Raw genomic sequence first — 17,884 nt, 5'->3', positions numbered from 1 at the left:
GATATGGAGGAGATCTGGATCCTGAATGAAGGCCATTGCATGCGCGAGCAGGTATTGAACATTTGCCAGCGACGTAAATCAACCAAAGGGTTTCAGCATTTTGAGTACAATACCGGCAGCGTTGAAACCCTTAAACGCATGGTTGATCAAAATAACGGAGCTACCATATTACCTGAACTCGCCCTGTCTGAATTGAGCGACAAACAACTGGATAAAGTACGCTATTTTAAATCGCCCGAACCAGCCCGTGAGGTAAGCATTGTGATACAGCGTAACTTTTTAAAACGCCGCATGATCGAAGCATTAAAAGCCGAGATCCTGGAGTTTGTACCTAAACGCATGAAAAGCAAAAAGAAAAAGGAAGTGATGGATATTTAGGTATTTGCCAGCCCTCCCTTGCCAGACTTACGAAGTTTTAAAAACTTCGTAAGTCTTTCTTAAATAAGAATATCACCCAGAACGATATACCCTCCCTCCTTTTACAATCTTATTATCTTCTCTTTGAACTACTCGATTTTTTCGAGTAGTCGCTTCAAACAGACGTTTCGTTTATACTTACTCCGGGAACCAATCCCTTTGTACCAAGACAACGAAACTTAAACATTATTACAATCAATTAAACTATTGATTTACAGCACACAAAACATCTTTATTTAGATTTATTATAAATAATTTGCATCGTAACGCCCGCCTGATTACTTTTGCGCAATTATTTATATTTAGTCTAAATAAAATGGATCAATCCCAACTATCTTTCCAAAAGATATTTCTTCTCTCATTTTTTTCAATTCTGCTGCTTATCAATACAATTCCCGCTCTTGCGCAGCAAACTAAAGGAACAATCAAAGGTCATGTAGGCATTCAAGGTGACGGTCCGGCCGAAAATGTTTCCGTTTCACTAAAAGGGACCAAATATGGAACCATCACTAATGAAAACGGTGATTTTACATTAAGAGTACCTCAAGGCACATATATTATTGTGATATCTCAGGTGGGTAGCAAAAGCCAGGAAACCCCTGTTGAGCTTGCCGCCGGGCAAACTATTGTGTTACCAAATTTCACTGTAAACAATGCTACCAATAACCTGCAGGAGGTAAGCGTAAGCAGCAATAAGGTAAATAAGTTTAAACGCACTAAAAGCCAGGATGTGGCCAAAATGCCGTTAAATAATTTAGAAAACCCACAAGTTTATACCACTGTAAGTAAAGAGCTGATACTGGAACAAGCAGTATTTTCTGCAGACGACGCTATAAAAAACTCACCCGGAATTACCAAATTATGGACTCCAACTAATCGTACAGGTGACGGAGGTTCGTACTTTACCCTACGCGGCTTCCCTGTACAGGCAAAATTAAGAAATGGCTTAAGCGGCAACATATCAAATGCTGCCGATGCCGCTAATCTTGAAAAACTTGAAGTAATAAAAGGTCCATCGGGCACCCTGTACGGCAGCAGCCTTGTATCTTATGGTGGTTTATTGAACAGGGTAACCAAAAAACCATTCGATGCCGAAGCCGGCGAAATAAGCTACTCTTTCGGCAGCTATTCATTTAACAGGGCAAGTATCGATTATAATACTCCTATTGACCAGGAAAAGAAAGCACTTTTACGCATTAACTCAGCATATACCAACGCAGGGAGTTTTCAGGACGTAGGTATGAACAAAAGCTTTGTATTTGACCCAAGCTTTTCTTATAAAGTTAACGACCGCCTGAATTTATCATTCGAGGCCGAAATAAGCCACACCAGGAGTACTACCCCTCCTATATTCTACTTTGGCTCAACCATTGCCGATCTGGGTGTAACACGTGCCAATCAGCTCAATATTGATTACAAAAGAGCTTACCAGTCAAACGATCTTGTACAAACTTCAGATAATGCCAACTTTTTTGCGCAGGCTGATTATAAAATTTCAGATCAATGGCACTCGCAAACCAGCATCAGCACAACTCATAGCAGCGGTGATGGGCCTGAGCCTTACTTTTACCTGCTTGCCGGCAACAACAGCATTTCACGTAATGTATGGGATGTTACCGGTAACACCAATACTTTGCAAATTCAGCAAAACTTTACCGGCGACTTCAAACTTGGCAAATTAAGAAACCGCATCGTAGCCGGTCTTGATTTCCTTAACGAAAAATCAAACATTAAATACACCGACCCCAATAATGGAAGCGACGCATTTGATGTGATCAACATAACCGGCCCTATCCCGGCTTATAACCACTTTAACAAAGCCAAAGTCGATTCGTTGTTTCAAAATGTTCCCGTAACAAGCTCTTACAGCCGTTATAACAATTACACTTACAGTGCATATGCATCTGATGTGCTGAACATAACCGACAATCTGTTGGTTATGGCAAGTTTAAGGGTTGACCACTTTGTTACCAAACCCATCAATGACCCGGTAAGCGGCACATCAACTCAAGGTTATAACCAAACTACTTTATCGCCAAAATTCGGTCTGGTTTACCAGGTTGTAAAAGATAAAGTATCCCTGTTTGGCAACTACATGAATGGCTTTAGCAATCCGGGCTATTACCTGGCTTACGATGCTGCATCTAACTCAAATGCATCTAAACTGTTTAAATCTGAGCAGGCAAACCAATGGGAAGGTGGCGTTAAGATCGACATTTTCGACGGCAAACTAAGCAGTACCATCAGCTACTATGATATCAGCGTTAAAAACAAAGTAAGGGCCGATGCAGCTCACGCCAATGCTTATGTACAGGATGGTACCCAAAAAAGCAAAGGCATCGAAGCCGAAGTAATAGCCAATCCTTTTAAAGGCTTTAACATTATAGCCGGTTATGCACATAATAACAGCCTGATGGAAAAATCAGGAGATTATGACAATGGCCGCAGACCACAAACTGCCGGCCCGGCAAATTCGGCTAACCTTTGGTTAAGCTACACCCTTACCGCCGGTCAGGTTAAAGGACTGGGCATAGGTTTCGGAGGCAACTACTCTGGCGATAACCAGGTTATAAACAACTCATACAATGGCGTGTTTACCCTTCCCTCATTCACCGTGTTAAACACCGGAGTTTTTTATAACAAAGAAAAATATCGCTTTGCGCTGAATGTAAATAACCTAACCAATAAAGAATACTGGATCGGTTATACTACAGTTAGTCCGCAAATGTTACGTCAGATCATCGGCAGCGTAGCCTTTAAATTTTAATAATGACGCGTTTTAAGAAAACGATACTATTCATACATCGCTGGCTCGGATTTATATCCGGGCTTGTGGTGTTTATAGTGAGTATCACCGGTTGTATTTTTTGTTTCCAGGACGAGATCCAGGATGCCGTACATAGTTACCGCAAGGTTGAGGTGCAAAATAAACCATACATAGCACCATCAATTCTTAAGGCTGAAGCGCTAAAAGGCTATAAAGGAGCAACTGCCAGTTATATTTACTACTATGGCGTAGATCGCCCGGCGGGGGTATTGGTAAGTGATCCTAAAAAAGGCCTGCTGTATGTTTACATGAACCCTTACACCGGCAAGATCACCCACACTGAAAGCCCTACCACTAACTTTTTTATCATTGTTGAGTACATCCACTTGTATCTGCTGTTACCTGCCAATATTGGGACTTTGGTAGTTGGCATATCGGTAATTATTTTTGTAGTGCTGATGATCACCGGTATCGTGCTTTGGTGGCCCAAACGCAAAAGCGACCGTAAACGCAGCTTCACCATTAAATGGAATGGCCGCTGGCGCAGGGTGAATTACGATTTGCATAATGTACTGGGGTTTTATGCTACCAGTGTTGCCATCATTCTGGCAATAACCGGTCTTTCTATCGCTTTCGACTGGATGCGCGAGGGCATTTATGCTACTGCCAACCTCGGCAAAGCACACCCCGAAGAGAAGGTTGTATTCAAATCAGATTCATTACTGAATGGTAAAATAGATACTACCCAGGTTATCAACAAAACGTTCCTGGCAGCAAAAGCAGCTTCACCAAAAGCCGAAATGTTTCTGATTTACGATGATGCCGCAAAAGCCGGAGCAATAGGCGTAACCGCTTATGCGCAAGCCCTCCACTATTATGAAAGCGACAGTTACACCTTTGATAAATACACTGGCAAACTCCTGAACCGTACCGCCCATAAGCAAAAAAGCGTCGGTATGAAGATGAATGAAATGAATTACGACATTCATGTAGGCCAGATCCTGGGACTTCCGGGTAAGATCATCGCTTTTTTAGCGAGCCTCATTTGTGCCAGCTTGCCAATAACCGGCTTTATAATTTGGCTCGGAAAACGCAAAAAATCCAAATCAAAAAAGGTAAAAACAGCGGTACACAGGAGGACGGTAAGGCAGCATTTACCGGCTACTAAATAAGCCTCTTATCAACATTATGTCATTGCGAGCGCAGCGTGGCAATCTCGTAGCCAATGCATGTCCAATATGCAGAGCTACGAGATTGCCACGTCGCCCCAACGCCCCCCCCCTTGGCCGGCTCCTCGCAATGACATTTTTTATACCTCAACCACCACCCCATCATCCAGCGGATGCCCGGTGCAAGTCAGGATCCATCCTTGCGCAAGGTCTGCATCAGTTAGCACATCATTCTTTACCATTTCAACCTTGCCGCCTGTGCACTTCATCATGCAGGTTGAGCATACCCCGCCACGGCAACTATAAGGCAGCTGGATATTGTTTTGCAGGGCGGCCTGTAGTATCGATTGATTTTCGCCTACAACGATATCATGCAGCTCGCCATGGTACTGTATTTTGATATTTTTAGGAGGGAAGCTGGTATAACTGCTTGTAACGGCAACCGTTTCGAGTACGAAATTTTCACGGCGGATCCTTGCCCGATCAATTCCCATGTATACCAGATCAAACCGGATCATGCGCATGTAGGCAAATGGCCCGCAGAGGTAAAACTCCGCATCGGTCAAGTTAAAACTTGTTTGCTGTTTCACCAGTTTTTCTACCTTATCGGTATTGAGGCGATTGGCCTCACTGCTCAGCAGGTGGATAATGATTAACCTTTCGGGATGCTCTGCTGCCAGTTTATCCAGTTCCTCTTTAAATAAAATGGAACTGGCATTTTGATTACTGTAAATAAGTATCAGCCTGCTTTTACCTTCCCGGTTCAAAACATATTTCAGTTGCGAAAATATTGGGGTAATGCCACTGCCCGCAGCAAATAAAAACAGGTCTTTTTGCTGCTGATAATCACTAATTGTAAAACGGCCGGCCGGGGCCAATGCTGTTAATTCATAGCCCTCTTTTATTTTGGCAAGCATAAACCGGGAGATCTCACCATTTGTAATGCGCTTTATGGTGATAGCCAACCAGGGTTCGTCAGGCGAAGAGCTCAGTGAATATGATCGCCTGATCTCTTCCTGCCGGTGGTTAAATATCAGAGTAATAAACTGCCCCGCCGTATACGGGATAGGATTTCCTTCAACGCTACTCAAATAAAACGTAGCCGTATCAGGAGTTTCCCATTTTATGCGTTCAACTTTTAGTTTTAAAATATCCTCAGTCATTAATTATTAGCGCTGTTGTTTATCGACAAGCATCCTGCGGATAACGCTGTTCTTTTTGCCGTAAGTATAATAGATAACCAAACCAATTGCAAGCCATATGATCAAACGCAACCAGGTATCCCCGGGTAAAAATGTCATCATGGCAAAACAGGTAAGGATCCCAAGTATCGGCACAAGCGGAACAAGAGGAGTTTTAAACGGCCGATGAATATTGGGCTGCTGTTTACGCAAAATAAGTACGCCAGCGCAAACCATAACAAATGCAAGCAGGGTACCAATGCTGGTCATTTCGCCAACTACGCGTATCGGCACAAATGCTGCAAACAAGGCAATAAAGGCGCAAAGCACGATATTCGATTTCCAGGGTGTACGAAATTTGGGATGGATCTCTGAAAACACTTTAGGCAGCAAGCCATCTTTTGACATGGAAAAGAAGACCCGTGATTGTCCCAGCAGGTCAACCAGTATAACCGAGGTATAACCAATTAATATAGCCAATACAATCGCTTTGCTCAGCCATTGGTAATGCGTTTTTTCAATAGCGATGGCGACAGGTGCCCCGGAACCTATAAATTCTTTATAGTTAGCCATCCCGGTCATTACGTGTGCAAATACAATAAACAATACTGTACAGATCAGCAATGAGCCGATGATCCCGATAGGCATATTACGCTGCGGGTTCTTGGCTTCCTGTGCTGCAGTTGACACTGCATCGAAACCGATGAACACAAAGAACACCAGCCCTGCCCCTCTCAATATGCCAGACCAGCCATAGTCACCCCAAACGCCTGTATTTTGCGGGATGTATGGATGATAGTTCTGTGGATTAATGAACGACCAGCCAACCGCGATAAACACCAACACTACCCCAACTTTCAGGGTAACAATAATGGCATTAATCAGTGCCGAACCTTTTGTCCCGCGGATAATGATACTGGTAACCAAAATCACAATCAGCGCAGCGGGCAAATTGATTATACCGTTAACAACATCACCATTGGAAGCCTTAGCCGTTTCAAAGGGTGAAAGCGTAAGCTGCGGAGGCAGATACAGATCAAACCACGACAAAAATTTGATAAGGTATTGCGACCAGCTGATGGCCACTGTTGCTGCCCCAACAGCATATTCAAGCGCGAGGTCCCAGCCTATGATCCAGGCAAAAAGTTCGCCCATGGTAGCATATGAATAGGTATAAGCGCTACCTGCAACAGGTATCATGGCCGAAAATTCGGCATAACAAAATGCGGCAAATGCGCAGCCTACAGCGGCTATTAAAAATGAGATGGTAACCGCAGGCCCCGAATGCTGGCCCGCCGCAATGCCGGTTAATGAAAATAAACCGGCGCCTATAATGATGCCTATCCCGATTAAAATAAGGTTAACCGGCCCAAGCGAGCGTTTTAATGAATGTTCTCCTTCTTCCTTCGATTCGCGGAGCAGGGTTTCTATGGGCTTTTTGATCATGATATAAAAAAGTCCACAAAGTTAGTAGATTATTTAAGAGCTATGGTATGGGGATATAATTGGGAGGTAAAATATACGCCTTGGCAATTGCGACGATCCGTGGAGACACGGATCGAGGGACGGAATAATTTAGCCGCCGCTCGGCTCCTGCCGAGTGGCTATTATTTCCAGGCCTCTGGCCTGTGTACGCTGATGTACGTCGGCCAGAGGCCGTTTGATAGTTCCCACTCGGCAGGAGCCGAGCGGCGGCGGTTTTGGGAATAAAAAAAGCGGCAGGACCATCAGATCCTGCCGCTTTAAATTCATGAGCTTAAAATATTAAGCAGTTGCTTTTGCGTAAAGCTCAGCAACGTGGTTCCAGTTAATTACATTCCAGATAGCCGCTAAGTAATCAGGACGACGGTTTTGGTATTTCAGGTAGTAAGCGTGTTCCCAAACGTCGATACCTAAAATCGGGGTACCTTTAACTTCAGCGATATCCATTAACGGGTTATCCTGGTTAGGGGTTGAAGTTACAGCTAATTTTTTATCAGCAGTAACAATTAACCAAGCCCAACCTGATCCGAAACGGGTTGCACCAGCTTCAGATACTTTGGTTTTGAAATCGGTAAATGAACCGAAAGTACTTTTGATAGCATCGGCCAAAGCACCTGTAGGCTCGCCGCCACCGTTTGGTGATAACAAAGTCCAGAATAAAGTATGGTTAAAGTGACCACCGCCATTGTTACGTACAGCAGCAGGGAATTTAGAGATATTTTTGATGATATCGTCGATATTGCTATCGGCTTCTGGCTTACCTTCCAAAGCTTTGTTTAAGTTGGTAACATAAGCCTGGTGGTGTTTGCCATGGTGAATTTCCATGGTCAGTTTATCAATGTGCGGTTCCAGAGCATCAGTAGCGTAGGATAACGCCGGTAGTGTAAATGCCATAATTTTAAGTTATTAATTTTAAAGTTTAATGTTTGTTGTGACGTAACAAATATAAGCGTTGATAGAGGTATTTGTTCTAAATAATTGTCATGTTTTTGAGTTTGTCTGAACTCGAATTAAACGAATTTTTAGAGTTTATTGAATTTGCCTTGCATTCTGTCAATTCCTTAATTCAATAAATTCCGGTTCAGACACTAACCTACTTTTTCCTCTTCCCCTTAAAAAAATCTTTAACCAGCTGACTGCATTCGGCTTCGCGGATACCGCCGGTGATCACTGTTTTGGGATGGGTTATTTTTTGATTGATACGACCGAAGCCTAACTTGTTGTCATAAGCACCGAATACGATCTTGCTCACCTGGAACCAGTACGATGCCCCGGCGCACATAACGCAGGGCTCCATGGTAACATATAGCGTACAGCCCTGCAGATATTTGCCTCCCATTAAATTGGCTGCCGCGGTAAGGGCCTGCATTTCTGCGTGGGCGGATACGTCGTTAAGCCGTTCGGTAAGATTGTGCCCTTTTCCTATGATGCGACCGTTGTAAACCACGATTGCCCCGATCGGGATCTCATCTTCCTCCAATGCATAACGGGCTTCTTTTAATGCTTCGCCCATAAAATACTCATCGGGCGATATAGCGGCCTCCTCTTCAAAACTGATATATCTCATTTAAATAAGTTTGCTGCCGTTTGGCACAGGTTTTTCAACAGCGGTTAATACGATATCACCATTCTCGTCGGCAAAGCCTGTAACCAGGAACTCCGACATAAAATTGGCGATCTGCTTTTTAGGAAAGTTTACTACACCCACTATCTGCCTGCCAACCAATTCTTCTTTAGTATAATGCTTGGTGATCTGCGCGCTTGACCACCTGATGCCGAACTCGCCAAAATCAACCCTTACTTTAAAAGCTGGTTTGCGGGCTTCCGGAAAATCAGCGGCTTCCAGCACGGTGCCTACACGGAGTTCTACTTTTTCAAAATCATGCCAGGTGATGGTTTCCATAGGGGCAAAGGTAAAAAATATGGCCATTACTGTAGTTACAAACTACAAGCATATTAATCCGTAGACAGAGTCTACGGACAGCTAAGTTTATTAAGTAAAAAGAGCCTCATTCCAACCCCTCTCCGGATGAGGGGTAGCTAAAAAACGCTCCCCAACCGGGGAGATTTAGAGGGGCTTATTTACTATACTTAATCGCATCAGCCCTGATAGTAGCATTCGCATTATTGCCCTCTATCTGAAAAATAATGATGCCGTTGGCTCCCTGTGTTTTAGCCTTATCAGAAAGTAGTTTTTTTGCAACTGCCGAGTCTGCAGTATAAGCGATAGCCAGGTGGCCTATTACCTTGTAATCCTGCTTAACATCTTTGGCATCATAGTAAACATCAATGTTATCAGTTGCAGGATAGGTGTCGCCTAAATAAACCGCTGCGGGGACGGCACATGACGTGAGAAAAAGAGCAAATGCAATGATTAAGTAACGGAGTTTTAAGGTTTTCATAAGGATAAGTGTTTATTCTTATGAGTAAAAAAAAGGGGGCTGGTTTAATGGATAAGAGGTAACAAGTTTGTTAGCCAACACGGACGTCATGGTGAGCTCGTCGAACCATGGTGGGCAGGTCTCTCCGCACAGGTCTTCGACAAGCTCAGACTGACAGCCCGCGTTTGTTAGTTTTTTCATCAAAATCCCTTCTTCCTCGTGATCCCCTGCTTCCTTGTTTTCCGTTCGGCTGGTTCGGGAACACCTTCCGCACCGTAACTGCGGGCCATTTTAGCTATGCGTTCCTCCATGGTTTCGGTAGTTAGTTTTTCACGGCCGAGGCTGTCAACCATAATAGGGAAGGCGAAAGGCGTTGGGCGCTCTATCACTTTTAAAATGATGTTCTGTGTTTGGATCCGTTGCAAAGCAGCCCTTAACCTAAACTCCTCCAACTGAAAAGCCAACGCCTCATTATAGGCCTGCCGCACCAGTAAGTTATCCGGCTCATACTCGCTGAAAACCTCAAACAGCAAGGATGTTGATGCCTGCAAGTGTTTGTTCTTAACCTGTTGTCCAGGATAACCTGTAAACACCAAGCCTCCGATATGGGCAATATCCCTGAAACGGCGGCGTGCCATTTCATTGGCATTCAAACTGTGCTGAATATCATCTATCAGGTTATCTATCGAAAAAAAGCCAACATCTTCCAATGCTTGTTCAATGGGGATGTCCTCATCGGTAAGCAGTTCAAAACCATAATCATTCATGGCGATGGAGAAACTGGCAGGTTTTATTTTACTGATACGATAAGCCAGCAGCGATGCCATACCTTCGTGAACCAATCGCCCTTCAAACGGATAAAACAACAGGTGGTGCCCTTCTTTCGACTTAAACGACTCGATCAAAAACTCATGACTTTGGGGCAGATGTGATAATTGTTGCTGTAAATCAAAAAGCGGCTTCAAGGCCTTAACCTCCATATCTTTTTCGATACCATGCGCTACCTCATCCAGCTTAAGCCTGAATACAGCTGCCAGTTGGGATGAAAGCGGCATCCGTCCCCCGTTCCAGCTTGGTATAATGCCTTTGGTTGAGTTTGATTTTTTAACGTAGGCTGTCATCTCCTTTACCCGCACAAACTCCAAACTGCGCCCTGCAAACCAAAAGGTATTACCGGGTTTAAGTTTAGATACAAAAGATTCTTCTATAGTACCTAAACTACCACCGCTGAGCCATTTTACCCGGATACTTAATTCGCTGGTGATTGTTCCGATACTTAACCTATGTCGCATAGCTACCCGGCGACTGTTTACTTTATACAGGCCATTTTCTACCTCAACCTTCAAAAACTCATCATACTGGGCAAGCGTTTTACCCCCGCTGGTAATAAACTCGAGCAGCTGTCCAAACTCGTTCCGGCTCAGGTCGGCAAAGGCATAGGTAGTTTTAACCTCTTCAAACAGTTCTTCGACACGGAAACCATCTGATACCGCCAGTGTCACCATGTACTGGATCAACACATCCATGGTAAGCAGCATTGGGTCGCGGCTTTCAAAGATTTTTGCTTTGATGGCCTCCTTCAATGCGGCTCCCTCCAATAATTCGAGCGAATGCGTCGGCACAAAATACGCCCTTGATACTGCGCCGGGGTGGTGGCCGCTTCGCCCGGCACGCTGCATAAAACGGGCAACACCTTTTGGGCTTCCAACCTGTACCACGGTATCTACCGGGCGAAAATCCACCCCCAGATCCAAACTCGACGTACACACCACCAGCTTCAGCGCTTCAGCATGCAAAGCAGCTTCCACCCAGTTGCGCAACTCATTATCCAATGATCCATGGTGCATGGCCATGATGCCGGCATATTCGGGATAATTATCCAAAATAGCGTGGTACCAGATCTCCGACTGTGAACGGGTATTGGTAAATATCAGTGTGGTTTTACTTTTAGCTACTATCTCCATTACCTCGGGCAATAGCTTTAAGCCAATATGCCCGGCCCAGGAATAATTCTCAATGTTTTGCGGAATGATAGACCGGATATCCAGCTTCTTCTCCAAGTTCGCGCGAACCATCTTTACCTGATGCTGCGGGAAATCATTACCTAATAAAACTTCAGCAGCTTGTTCCAAATTGCCGATGGTAGCGGAAATACCCCAAATCCGCAGTTGGCAGTTTTTGTTTTCATTCGCATTCCCCTTTGAACCGCCATTGCTTTCTGTAAACTGCAAACCGTCCACTGCAAACTGGCTATTACTGCCTACCGCTAACTGCCCACTGCCAACTAAAGCAAGGGCCCGGAGCCGGGACAAACCCAACTCCACTTGCACTCCCCTTTTAGTTCCTAACAACTCATGCCATTCATCAATCACCACTACCTGCAACTGGCTAAATAGTTTAGGATATTCTTTTTGGGCAAGCATCAGGTGCAGGCTTTCGGGGGTAGTAAGCAGCACTTCCGGCAACTTTTTTTTGAGGGCCTGTTTTTCTGCAGCTGGCGTATCGCCTGTGCGGGTGGCTATACGCCATGGCAGGCCTATCTCGTCACAGGCCTCCTGCATGGCCTTGCGGATATCATTGGTAAGCGCCCGCAAAGGGGTTATCCAAAGCATCAGCAAACCATTATTCTGCTTGGTTTTATAACTATCCGGATTGGCATTGATAAAGCCAGCTAAAAAGGGCAGAAACAAGGCAAAGGTTTTACCACTACCTGTTGGAGCATTCAACAAACCCGAATAGCCGCCAAGATATGCGTCCATCATTTCGGCCTGGAAAGGGAACTGTTCCCAGTTTTTTTCCTTGTACCATTGCTGTATAACCTGTTGGCCTTTGCTTGTCATTATCCCTTTAACAAAATTTAAGCTGTTTGGTTATAGCTTGCATAACCGAGCCAACAAAATAACTATTAAATTGGTTATAGTTATATGATCAGAAATAGCTTAATCATCGTTTCCATAGCCATCTGTCTTTTGGCCTGCGGAAATAACCAAAAAAAAGAAACAACGCTGGCCGATACCAACAAAGTACCAAAGGATACCACAGGGCAACACCTCGACGATAAAAACGATACCACTACCCATCATACCATGGCATCGGATACCGGCACAATCAACATTGCACAAACTGATTGGCTTATCACTCCGGGCAAAAGCATCGGGCATATTGTTTTAAACGATGATGTTCAAAATGTGATCAAGCGGTTAGGAAAACCAGATAGTTCGGACGCGGCCATGGGGAGTTCATTGATGGTTTGGTACGCCAATCACAATTCTGCGGGTAACCGAACTGCGGTTTTTTCGCATCATAATATGGGTGGTAAAGATGAATCGGTGAGTTACGTGCAAAAGATCCTGGTAACATCGCCGCAGTTTAAAACTAATGATGGTATTGGTGTGGGCTCGGCTAAACAGGACATTCAAAAAAATTACACTCTGAAACCAACCTCTACCTATAGCAAAAATGGCGGCAAGATCCAGGTTTATACCGATTTAGAAAAAGGGATTTCTTTTGAAATAAATGGTACTGGCAGGTGTGTTGGTATAATTGTGCATAAAGCCAATGATACGGCATCGGCTTACTTGAATATGCATTGAGGATATTACCGTTTGTCATGAGTGTTTAAAGCCGGCTAACTCTGAAGGTGAAATTACAACAGAGATCTGGTCAGTCTAAGCTTGTCGAAGACTCGTGCGCAGAGGCCCTTCGACAGGCTCAGGGTGACAGCCCTTTATTTAATGTCATTTCACCTTTAGAATCCGCGGATTTAAACACTCAGCATGACAGCCGTTTTCGAACATGACCGGTCTTTAAAACAAAGAAGGCCTTCCCGCATTGGAAAGGCCTTCTTTATTTATCATTAACACCTTACTTCTTCTCAGGCATTAAAATCAGTTTAATCAGATTTTTGCCGCTCAGGTATTTATTGGCGGCATCTTTGGTGCTTTGAGTAGTTATTTGTTCAAGGCTGTTTACATGCTTCAGGATCTGATCCGGGCTTTCGCCGTTTTGTGATGCGGAAGCAAGGTATCCTGCCCAAAAAACATTTTGCTTAAGCTGCTGCTGGGTTGAACGGGCCTCTTCGGCAACAAATTTCTGAATATCCGCCGGTAATGCGCCGTTCTGTTTTATCTTACCAATTTCTTCCATAGTAGCATTGATCAGCTTATCCACATTTTCGGGCGCACAACCAAAGGAAATAGTAAAGGTATAACGACCGCCTGGGATTTTGTGATAACTTGCCCTTACTCCCGGTGCATAAACGCCACTTTCCTGCTCGCGTAAACGCTCGATCAACTTTATGTTCAGCACTTCTTCCAGTGCATCAACTTGTATATTATTAATGTCGCTGTAATCGTAATCGCCGCTAAAAACCAATTGAACAGTGCTTTTATCGCCAACACCTTTATTCACCGTTTTGCTGATCACACCGGCAGGTGGTTGGATAAACATATTTTTATAGGTTTCCTTACTGTTAGTTGATGGCAGGCCGCCGAGGTAATGCTCTAGGTATGGCTTAACTGTTTCCACATCGAAATTCCCTACCAGGGTAAAGGTAAAAGCACTGGCATCAGCAAAGCGTTTCTTGTAAAAATCGTAGGCCTTATCAAGCGTTGCCGCGTTCAGTCTTGGAACGGTAGTAACCATACCACGGAAATTGTAGTTACTCAATACAGCCGATACTGTATCCTGGTAAACACTTCCCGGGTCCAACCCGCGGTTACTTAATATTGATCTTGTTTGATCGATGTTAGCATCCCAGATATCTTTATCCTTACGGGGCTGGGTAAAATAAAGGTATATCAACTGTAGGGCTGTTTCAAAATCGGCAGGCGAGGTGTTACCCGAAATGCCCTGCGCAAACTCACTGATATAAGGTGAAATACTCAAGTTTTTGCCGGCCAGCTTTTTATCAAGCATCCCCTGATTAAACTGCGCTATACCACTGCTGCCTATAATTGGCGACGCCAGGTTGGCAGATGTAAAATCATCATCGCTTGCCAGCGAAGTACCACCAAAGGCATATCCGTTTATCAGGATCTGATCGTTACGATAATCAGTTGGTTTTAATATTACTTTTAAACCGTTACCCAGCGTAAGGGTAGTTGCACCAATGGCTTCGTCTGTATCCTGTTTGGCAACTTTAGTTCCTTCGGGTACTTTAGCCAGTAATGGATCACTTGATACGTTGTCAATATAGGCAGTAACATTTTGACCGCCCGTAGCAATCCAGTTAAGCAATGTTTTATCATCGGGCAGGTTGGCTTTTTCTTTATCCGGTGCCTGTACCACTACTACACGGTTTTGATCGCTTATAAATTTACCGGCCATGGAGTTCATATCCGCCAGGCTAACTTTATAGATATTGCCTATATAAAAATTGTATTCGAAGTCGATACCCGGAATAGCCTCACCGGCTAAAAAGTTGGCCTGATATTCACGTACAAAATTTGCCGATGGGGTTTTATCCCTTTCGCGGTAGGCGTTGCCGATGCCTACTAAAGCATCCTGCTTGGCACGTTCCAGTTCGGTAAGGGTAAAACCGAATTTGCGGGCACGTTCTGATTCGGCCACTACGGCTTTAACCGCCTTTTCAAGTTCGCCGGGTTTAGCAACAACCAATGAGGTATAAGCATCCTGATCGCCTATAAAATTGCCATAGCTGGTGCGTCCATACAAAAACGGCGGATTAGGTTTTTGCAGCAATTCATTTAAACGCGAGTTAAGCATCTGGTTGAACAGCTGCACCCTTACCTGCTGCATGTAATCGCCGGTAGTTTTGGTAACCGTGCCGGGATGTTTTACAATGATCTGCGCTATAGTGTAAGGATACTCCGGATCGGTAACAATTTTGACCGCGGTACCCGGTGTAGCCGGTACTGAATATTTTGTCCTCGGCTTTTCGGCTGCCTGGTTTTTAAGCTGCGAAAAATTTTGTTTGATAAGCGCCTCAACGTGTTTAGGATCGAAATCTCCAACGGCAATAACGGCCTGCAAATCGGGGCGGTACCAGTCCTGGTAAAAAGCTTTGATAGTTTCGGGCTTAAAGTTTTTCAGGATATCTTCCTTACCTATAGGCAAACGAAGCGCATACCTTGAGTTATTAAGCAGTACCGGCAATGTTTGTTGTTGCAAACGTTCCTGGGCATTTTTGCCACGAAGACGTTCCTCTTCCAAAACAACACCGCGTTCTTTATCAATTTCGGCAGGATCAAAGCTTACATAACCGGCCCAGTTAGCTAATATGTTAAATCCTTTTTCAAACACCGCTACAGTATCTGTTGGCAAAGGCAGCTGAAATACGGTTTCATTAAACGAAGTATAAGCATTCAAGTCGGCACCAAATTTCACGCCCGCTTTTTGCAGATAATCCACCATTTGATTTTTTGGAAAATCGCGGGTACCGTTAAAGGCCATGTGTTCGGTAAAGTGAGCTAAACCCTGCTGGTCGTCATTTTCCAAAACCGAACCGGCTTTGTTAACCAGGTAAAGTTCAGCCCTGCTTTTGGGCTCGGCATTGGCACGGATATAATAAGTTAAGCCGTTGGACAACTTGCCTATGATCACGCTCTGATCAACCGGTAAAACATCGCTTTTGGCAGCAATTACCGGGGCTCCGGGCTTATTTTTAGGAGATGGAACAGGTTTCTTTTTTACTTGTGCAAAAGCACTGCCCCCCGAAAGGGTTAAAGCCAATAAGGCCAACGGAACGTATTTGTTCAGGTTCATTATAAAGTTTGAATAATCAGGATGCTAAGATGCAAAACGAAAATCTTAGTTACAAAGTATAGTTGTGAAAATTAATGTTTTGTAGCTGCTTTCGAAGCAGGCTTTTTAGGGGCAGGCGAAACTAATTCTTTAACAGTAGGCGGATCTGTTTTTTGGGCAAATTCGTCCTCCATCATCTTTTGAAGCTCATCCTTATGTGCTGTCACGGCTTCCTGCCCAACCATCATTGCCCTTTGCGTTAGCGATGGCAATTTCTGACCAACTTTCTGGCCTACAGGCGAGTTATAAAAAATTGTTATCTGTTTCAACTCGTCCTCTGTAAATTCATTTGCATAAATGGCAGCCATCTTATCCTTAAGCAAATCCCAGGTAAAATATTTGCCCATAAATGTATTCATAACCTTTTTAAAGGCAACCTTTTTATCATCGGGAACCTGGTTACTTGCAACATCAATCTGATTAGTAACTATTGTTCCAAATTGTTTATCAATACCAAGGGCAATCAGCATTTGCTGTGCTGCAGCCAGGCGCGAAGGACTTAGCGTTTGATCTGTAGTTTGTGCCTTTACGCTCGAAAAAGAAAACAGGATTCCCCCTGCAAGTGCGATAAGTTTAAGTTTTAGGTTCATATTAAATTTTGATAAAGATCTTTTTGATGTAGAATATCCACATCACTACCCATAAAATGAGTACTGTAAATATAGCGCTTACCAGCGAAGCATTTACTGGCGAAAAATAAGGTTCAAAAAATGTTTGATAAATAGATGCGCCATGGATCCTGATCATCCCCATATAATGCGGAATAAAACCGGATAATACATAGGCAGTAATAGCATTGGTACCAAATACCACAAATGGATAAGTAAACCGTTTGTACCCTTGTATATCAATAAGCCAGTAGCTTAACGCCAGCCCAATTGTTGCCAGGCCGCCGGTATATAATACAAATGAGCTTGTCCACAAGGCTTTATTAATTGGGAAGAAGAGGTCCCAGAACAGGCCAGCCATAACTGCAATTATTCCGTAAGTAAACATCCAGTTTGTTTTTACCTGATCGTCACGGTCTTTACGTTTAAGCCAGCTGCCAACCCTTATACCAAACAAGGCGGTTGCCACCGCAGGAATAGTACCCAGTAAACCTTCCGGGTCCCAGGTATGCGATTCGCGCCAGAGGTGATCTGGGGTAAATACCAGCCTGTCTATCCATGCGCCCATATTGGTTTCGGGCTCAAGGTTGGCATAGCCTACGCCCGGCACTGGGATACAGATCATAATGATAAAATACCCGATAAGCGCGCCCGCAAAGATCCAGTCGCGTGTTTTTTGTGACGTTTTGAGATAAAGTATGGTGCTGATAAAATATACCAGGGCTATGCGCGGCAGCACTCCCGGCAGTCGCAAGTGGGCCAGTCCCCCATCGGGATGAAAGATGAATTGAGTTATCCAGGGGATCAGTAGCAGGATCCCTGTACGATATAGCGCTTTCAGAATGAGTTTGCTGTGCGATACGGTATCCTTTTTGCTTTCCATGGCATATATAACCGATACGCCAACCATAAACAAAAAGAAAGGAAAAACCAGGTCGGTAGGTGTACAGCCGTTCCATTTGGAGTGTTCCAATGGCGCGTAGATATGTCCCCAATCGCCGGAATCATTCACCAGGATCATCATGGCGATAGTGATTCCGCGAAATACATCTAATGAAAGAAGACGTTTGGGTTTTTCGGTTGTGGTTGAGGTCATAGGCTTATGATCAATTTT

At 44.2% G+C, this 17,884-nt stretch carries 14 protein-coding genes; 4 read left to right on the top strand and 10 right to left on the bottom strand.

Annotated features, from left to right (window positions below; genetic code table 11):
* From VF500_RS14305 to VF500_RS14295, 3 genes are all read left to right on the top strand, one after another.
* A partial coding sequence (locus VF500_RS14305; RefSeq protein ID WP_330860312.1) for a LysR substrate-binding domain-containing protein occupies nt 1-378 on the top strand: 378 nt, incomplete at its 5' end.
* Between the two features lie 355 nt (nt 379-733).
* Complete coding sequence (locus VF500_RS14300) at nt 734-3,184, top strand: TonB-dependent receptor (protein ID WP_330860311.1); 2,451 nt, start codon at nt 734-736, stop codon at nt 3,182-3,184.
* A 2-nt stretch (nt 3,185-3,186) separates the two neighbouring features.
* Entirely contained in the window at nt 3,187-4,356 is a 1,170-nt protein-coding gene (locus tag VF500_RS14295) for a PepSY-associated TM helix domain-containing protein (protein ID WP_330860310.1), read from the top strand.
* 137 nt (nt 4,357-4,493) lie between these two features.
* Here VF500_RS14295 and VF500_RS14290 read toward each other — a convergent pair whose 3' ends face one another.
* From VF500_RS14290 to VF500_RS14260, 7 genes are all read right to left on the bottom strand, one after another.
* Entirely contained in the window at nt 4,494-5,516 is a 1,023-nt protein-coding gene (locus tag VF500_RS14290; protein WP_330860309.1) for a ferredoxin--NADP reductase, read from the bottom strand.
* A 6-nt stretch (nt 5,517-5,522) separates the two neighbouring features.
* Entirely contained in the window at nt 5,523-6,980 is a 1,458-nt protein-coding gene (locus VF500_RS14285) for an amino acid permease (RefSeq protein WP_330860308.1), read from the bottom strand.
* A 318-nt stretch (nt 6,981-7,298) separates the two neighbouring features.
* Entirely contained in the window at nt 7,299-7,910 is a 612-nt protein-coding gene (locus VF500_RS14280) for a superoxide dismutase (RefSeq protein WP_330860307.1), read from the bottom strand.
* Between the two features lie 199 nt (nt 7,911-8,109).
* The gene (locus VF500_RS14275; protein ID WP_330860306.1) at nt 8,110-8,583 is read right to left on the bottom strand and encodes a nucleoside deaminase; all 474 of its coding nucleotides are present in this window, start codon (nt 8,581-8,583) and stop codon (nt 8,110-8,112) included.
* Nucleotides 8,584-8,919: a tRNA-binding protein gene (locus tag VF500_RS14270; RefSeq protein ID WP_321556869.1), complete on the bottom strand. Its 336-nt coding sequence runs from the start codon at nt 8,917-8,919 to the stop codon at nt 8,584-8,586.
* A 175-nt stretch (nt 8,920-9,094) separates the two neighbouring features.
* Nucleotides 9,095-9,418, bottom strand: a complete 324-nt coding sequence (locus tag VF500_RS14265; RefSeq protein ID WP_330860305.1) for a hypothetical protein — start codon at nt 9,416-9,418, stop codon at nt 9,095-9,097.
* 179 nt (nt 9,419-9,597) lie between these two features.
* Complete coding sequence (locus tag VF500_RS14260) at nt 9,598-12,237, bottom strand: ligase-associated DNA damage response DEXH box helicase (protein ID WP_330860304.1); 2,640 nt, start codon at nt 12,235-12,237, stop codon at nt 9,598-9,600.
* Nucleotides 12,238-12,321: 84 nt separating this feature from the next.
* Between VF500_RS14260 and VF500_RS14255 the strand changes: the two genes are divergently transcribed.
* Nucleotides 12,322-12,990 (top strand): hypothetical protein, encoded by a 669-nt coding sequence (locus VF500_RS14255; protein ID WP_330860303.1) that lies wholly within the window; start codon nt 12,322-12,324, stop codon nt 12,988-12,990.
* A 271-nt stretch (nt 12,991-13,261) separates the two neighbouring features.
* On the opposite strand, the gene VF500_RS14250 is transcribed toward VF500_RS14255, so the two are convergent.
* The 3 genes from VF500_RS14250 to VF500_RS14240 form a co-directional block, all read right to left on the bottom strand.
* Nucleotides 13,262-16,123, bottom strand: a complete 2,862-nt coding sequence (locus VF500_RS14250) for a M16 family metallopeptidase (protein WP_330860302.1) — start codon at nt 16,121-16,123, stop codon at nt 13,262-13,264.
* Nucleotides 16,124-16,194: 71 nt separating this feature from the next.
* Complete coding sequence (locus tag VF500_RS14245) at nt 16,195-16,752, bottom strand: DUF2059 domain-containing protein (protein WP_330860301.1); 558 nt, start codon at nt 16,750-16,752, stop codon at nt 16,195-16,197.
* Nucleotide 16,753: 1 nt separating this feature from the next.
* The coding region (locus tag VF500_RS14240) for a DUF5009 domain-containing protein (protein WP_330860300.1) at nt 16,754-17,884 on the bottom strand (1,131 nt) is incomplete at its 5' end.

It is taken from the genome of Mucilaginibacter sp. (assembly GCF_036383575.1).
Classification (GTDB): Bacteria; Bacteroidota; Bacteroidia; order Sphingobacteriales; family Sphingobacteriaceae; genus Mucilaginibacter.
Note: the sequence above shows the minus strand (reverse complement) of the source record. Positions and strands in the feature narration are given on the sequence as shown.

Bases quoted from the DNA above. Each gene is read 5' to 3' on its own strand.
- VF500_RS14265 (WP_330860305.1), bottom strand. From the start codon at position 9,418: ATGAAAACCTTAAAACTCCGTTACTTAATCATTGCATTTGCTCTTTTT.
- VF500_RS14245 (WP_330860301.1), bottom strand. From the start codon at position 16,752: ATGAACCTAAAACTTAAACTTATCGCACTTGCAGGGGGAATCCTGTTT.
- VF500_RS14275 (WP_330860306.1), bottom strand. From the start codon at position 8,583: ATGAGATATATCAGTTTTGAAGAGGAGGCCGCTATATCGCCCGATGAG.
- VF500_RS14300 (WP_330860311.1), top strand. From the start codon at position 734: ATGGATCAATCCCAACTATCTTTCCAAAAGATATTTCTTCTCTCATTT.
- VF500_RS14280 (WP_330860307.1), bottom strand. From the start codon at position 7,910: ATGGCATTTACACTACCGGCGTTATCCTACGCTACTGATGCTCTGGAA.
- VF500_RS14260 (WP_330860304.1), bottom strand. From the start codon at position 12,237: ATGACAAGCAAAGGCCAACAGGTTATACAGCAATGGTACAAGGAAAAA.
- VF500_RS14290 (WP_330860309.1), bottom strand. From the start codon at position 5,516: ATGACTGAGGATATTTTAAAACTAAAAGTTGAACGCATAAAATGGGAA.
- VF500_RS14285 (WP_330860308.1), bottom strand. From the start codon at position 6,980: ATGATCAAAAAGCCCATAGAAACCCTGCTCCGCGAATCGAAGGAAGAA.
- VF500_RS14250 (WP_330860302.1), bottom strand. From the start codon at position 16,123: ATGAACCTGAACAAATACGTTCCGTTGGCCTTATTGGCTTTAACCCTT.
- VF500_RS14255 (WP_330860303.1), top strand. From the start codon at position 12,322: ATGATCAGAAATAGCTTAATCATCGTTTCCATAGCCATCTGTCTTTTG.
- VF500_RS14270 (WP_321556869.1), bottom strand. From the start codon at position 8,919: ATGGAAACCATCACCTGGCATGATTTTGAAAAAGTAGAACTCCGTGTA.
- VF500_RS14295 (WP_330860310.1), top strand. From the start codon at position 3,187: ATGACGCGTTTTAAGAAAACGATACTATTCATACATCGCTGGCTCGGA.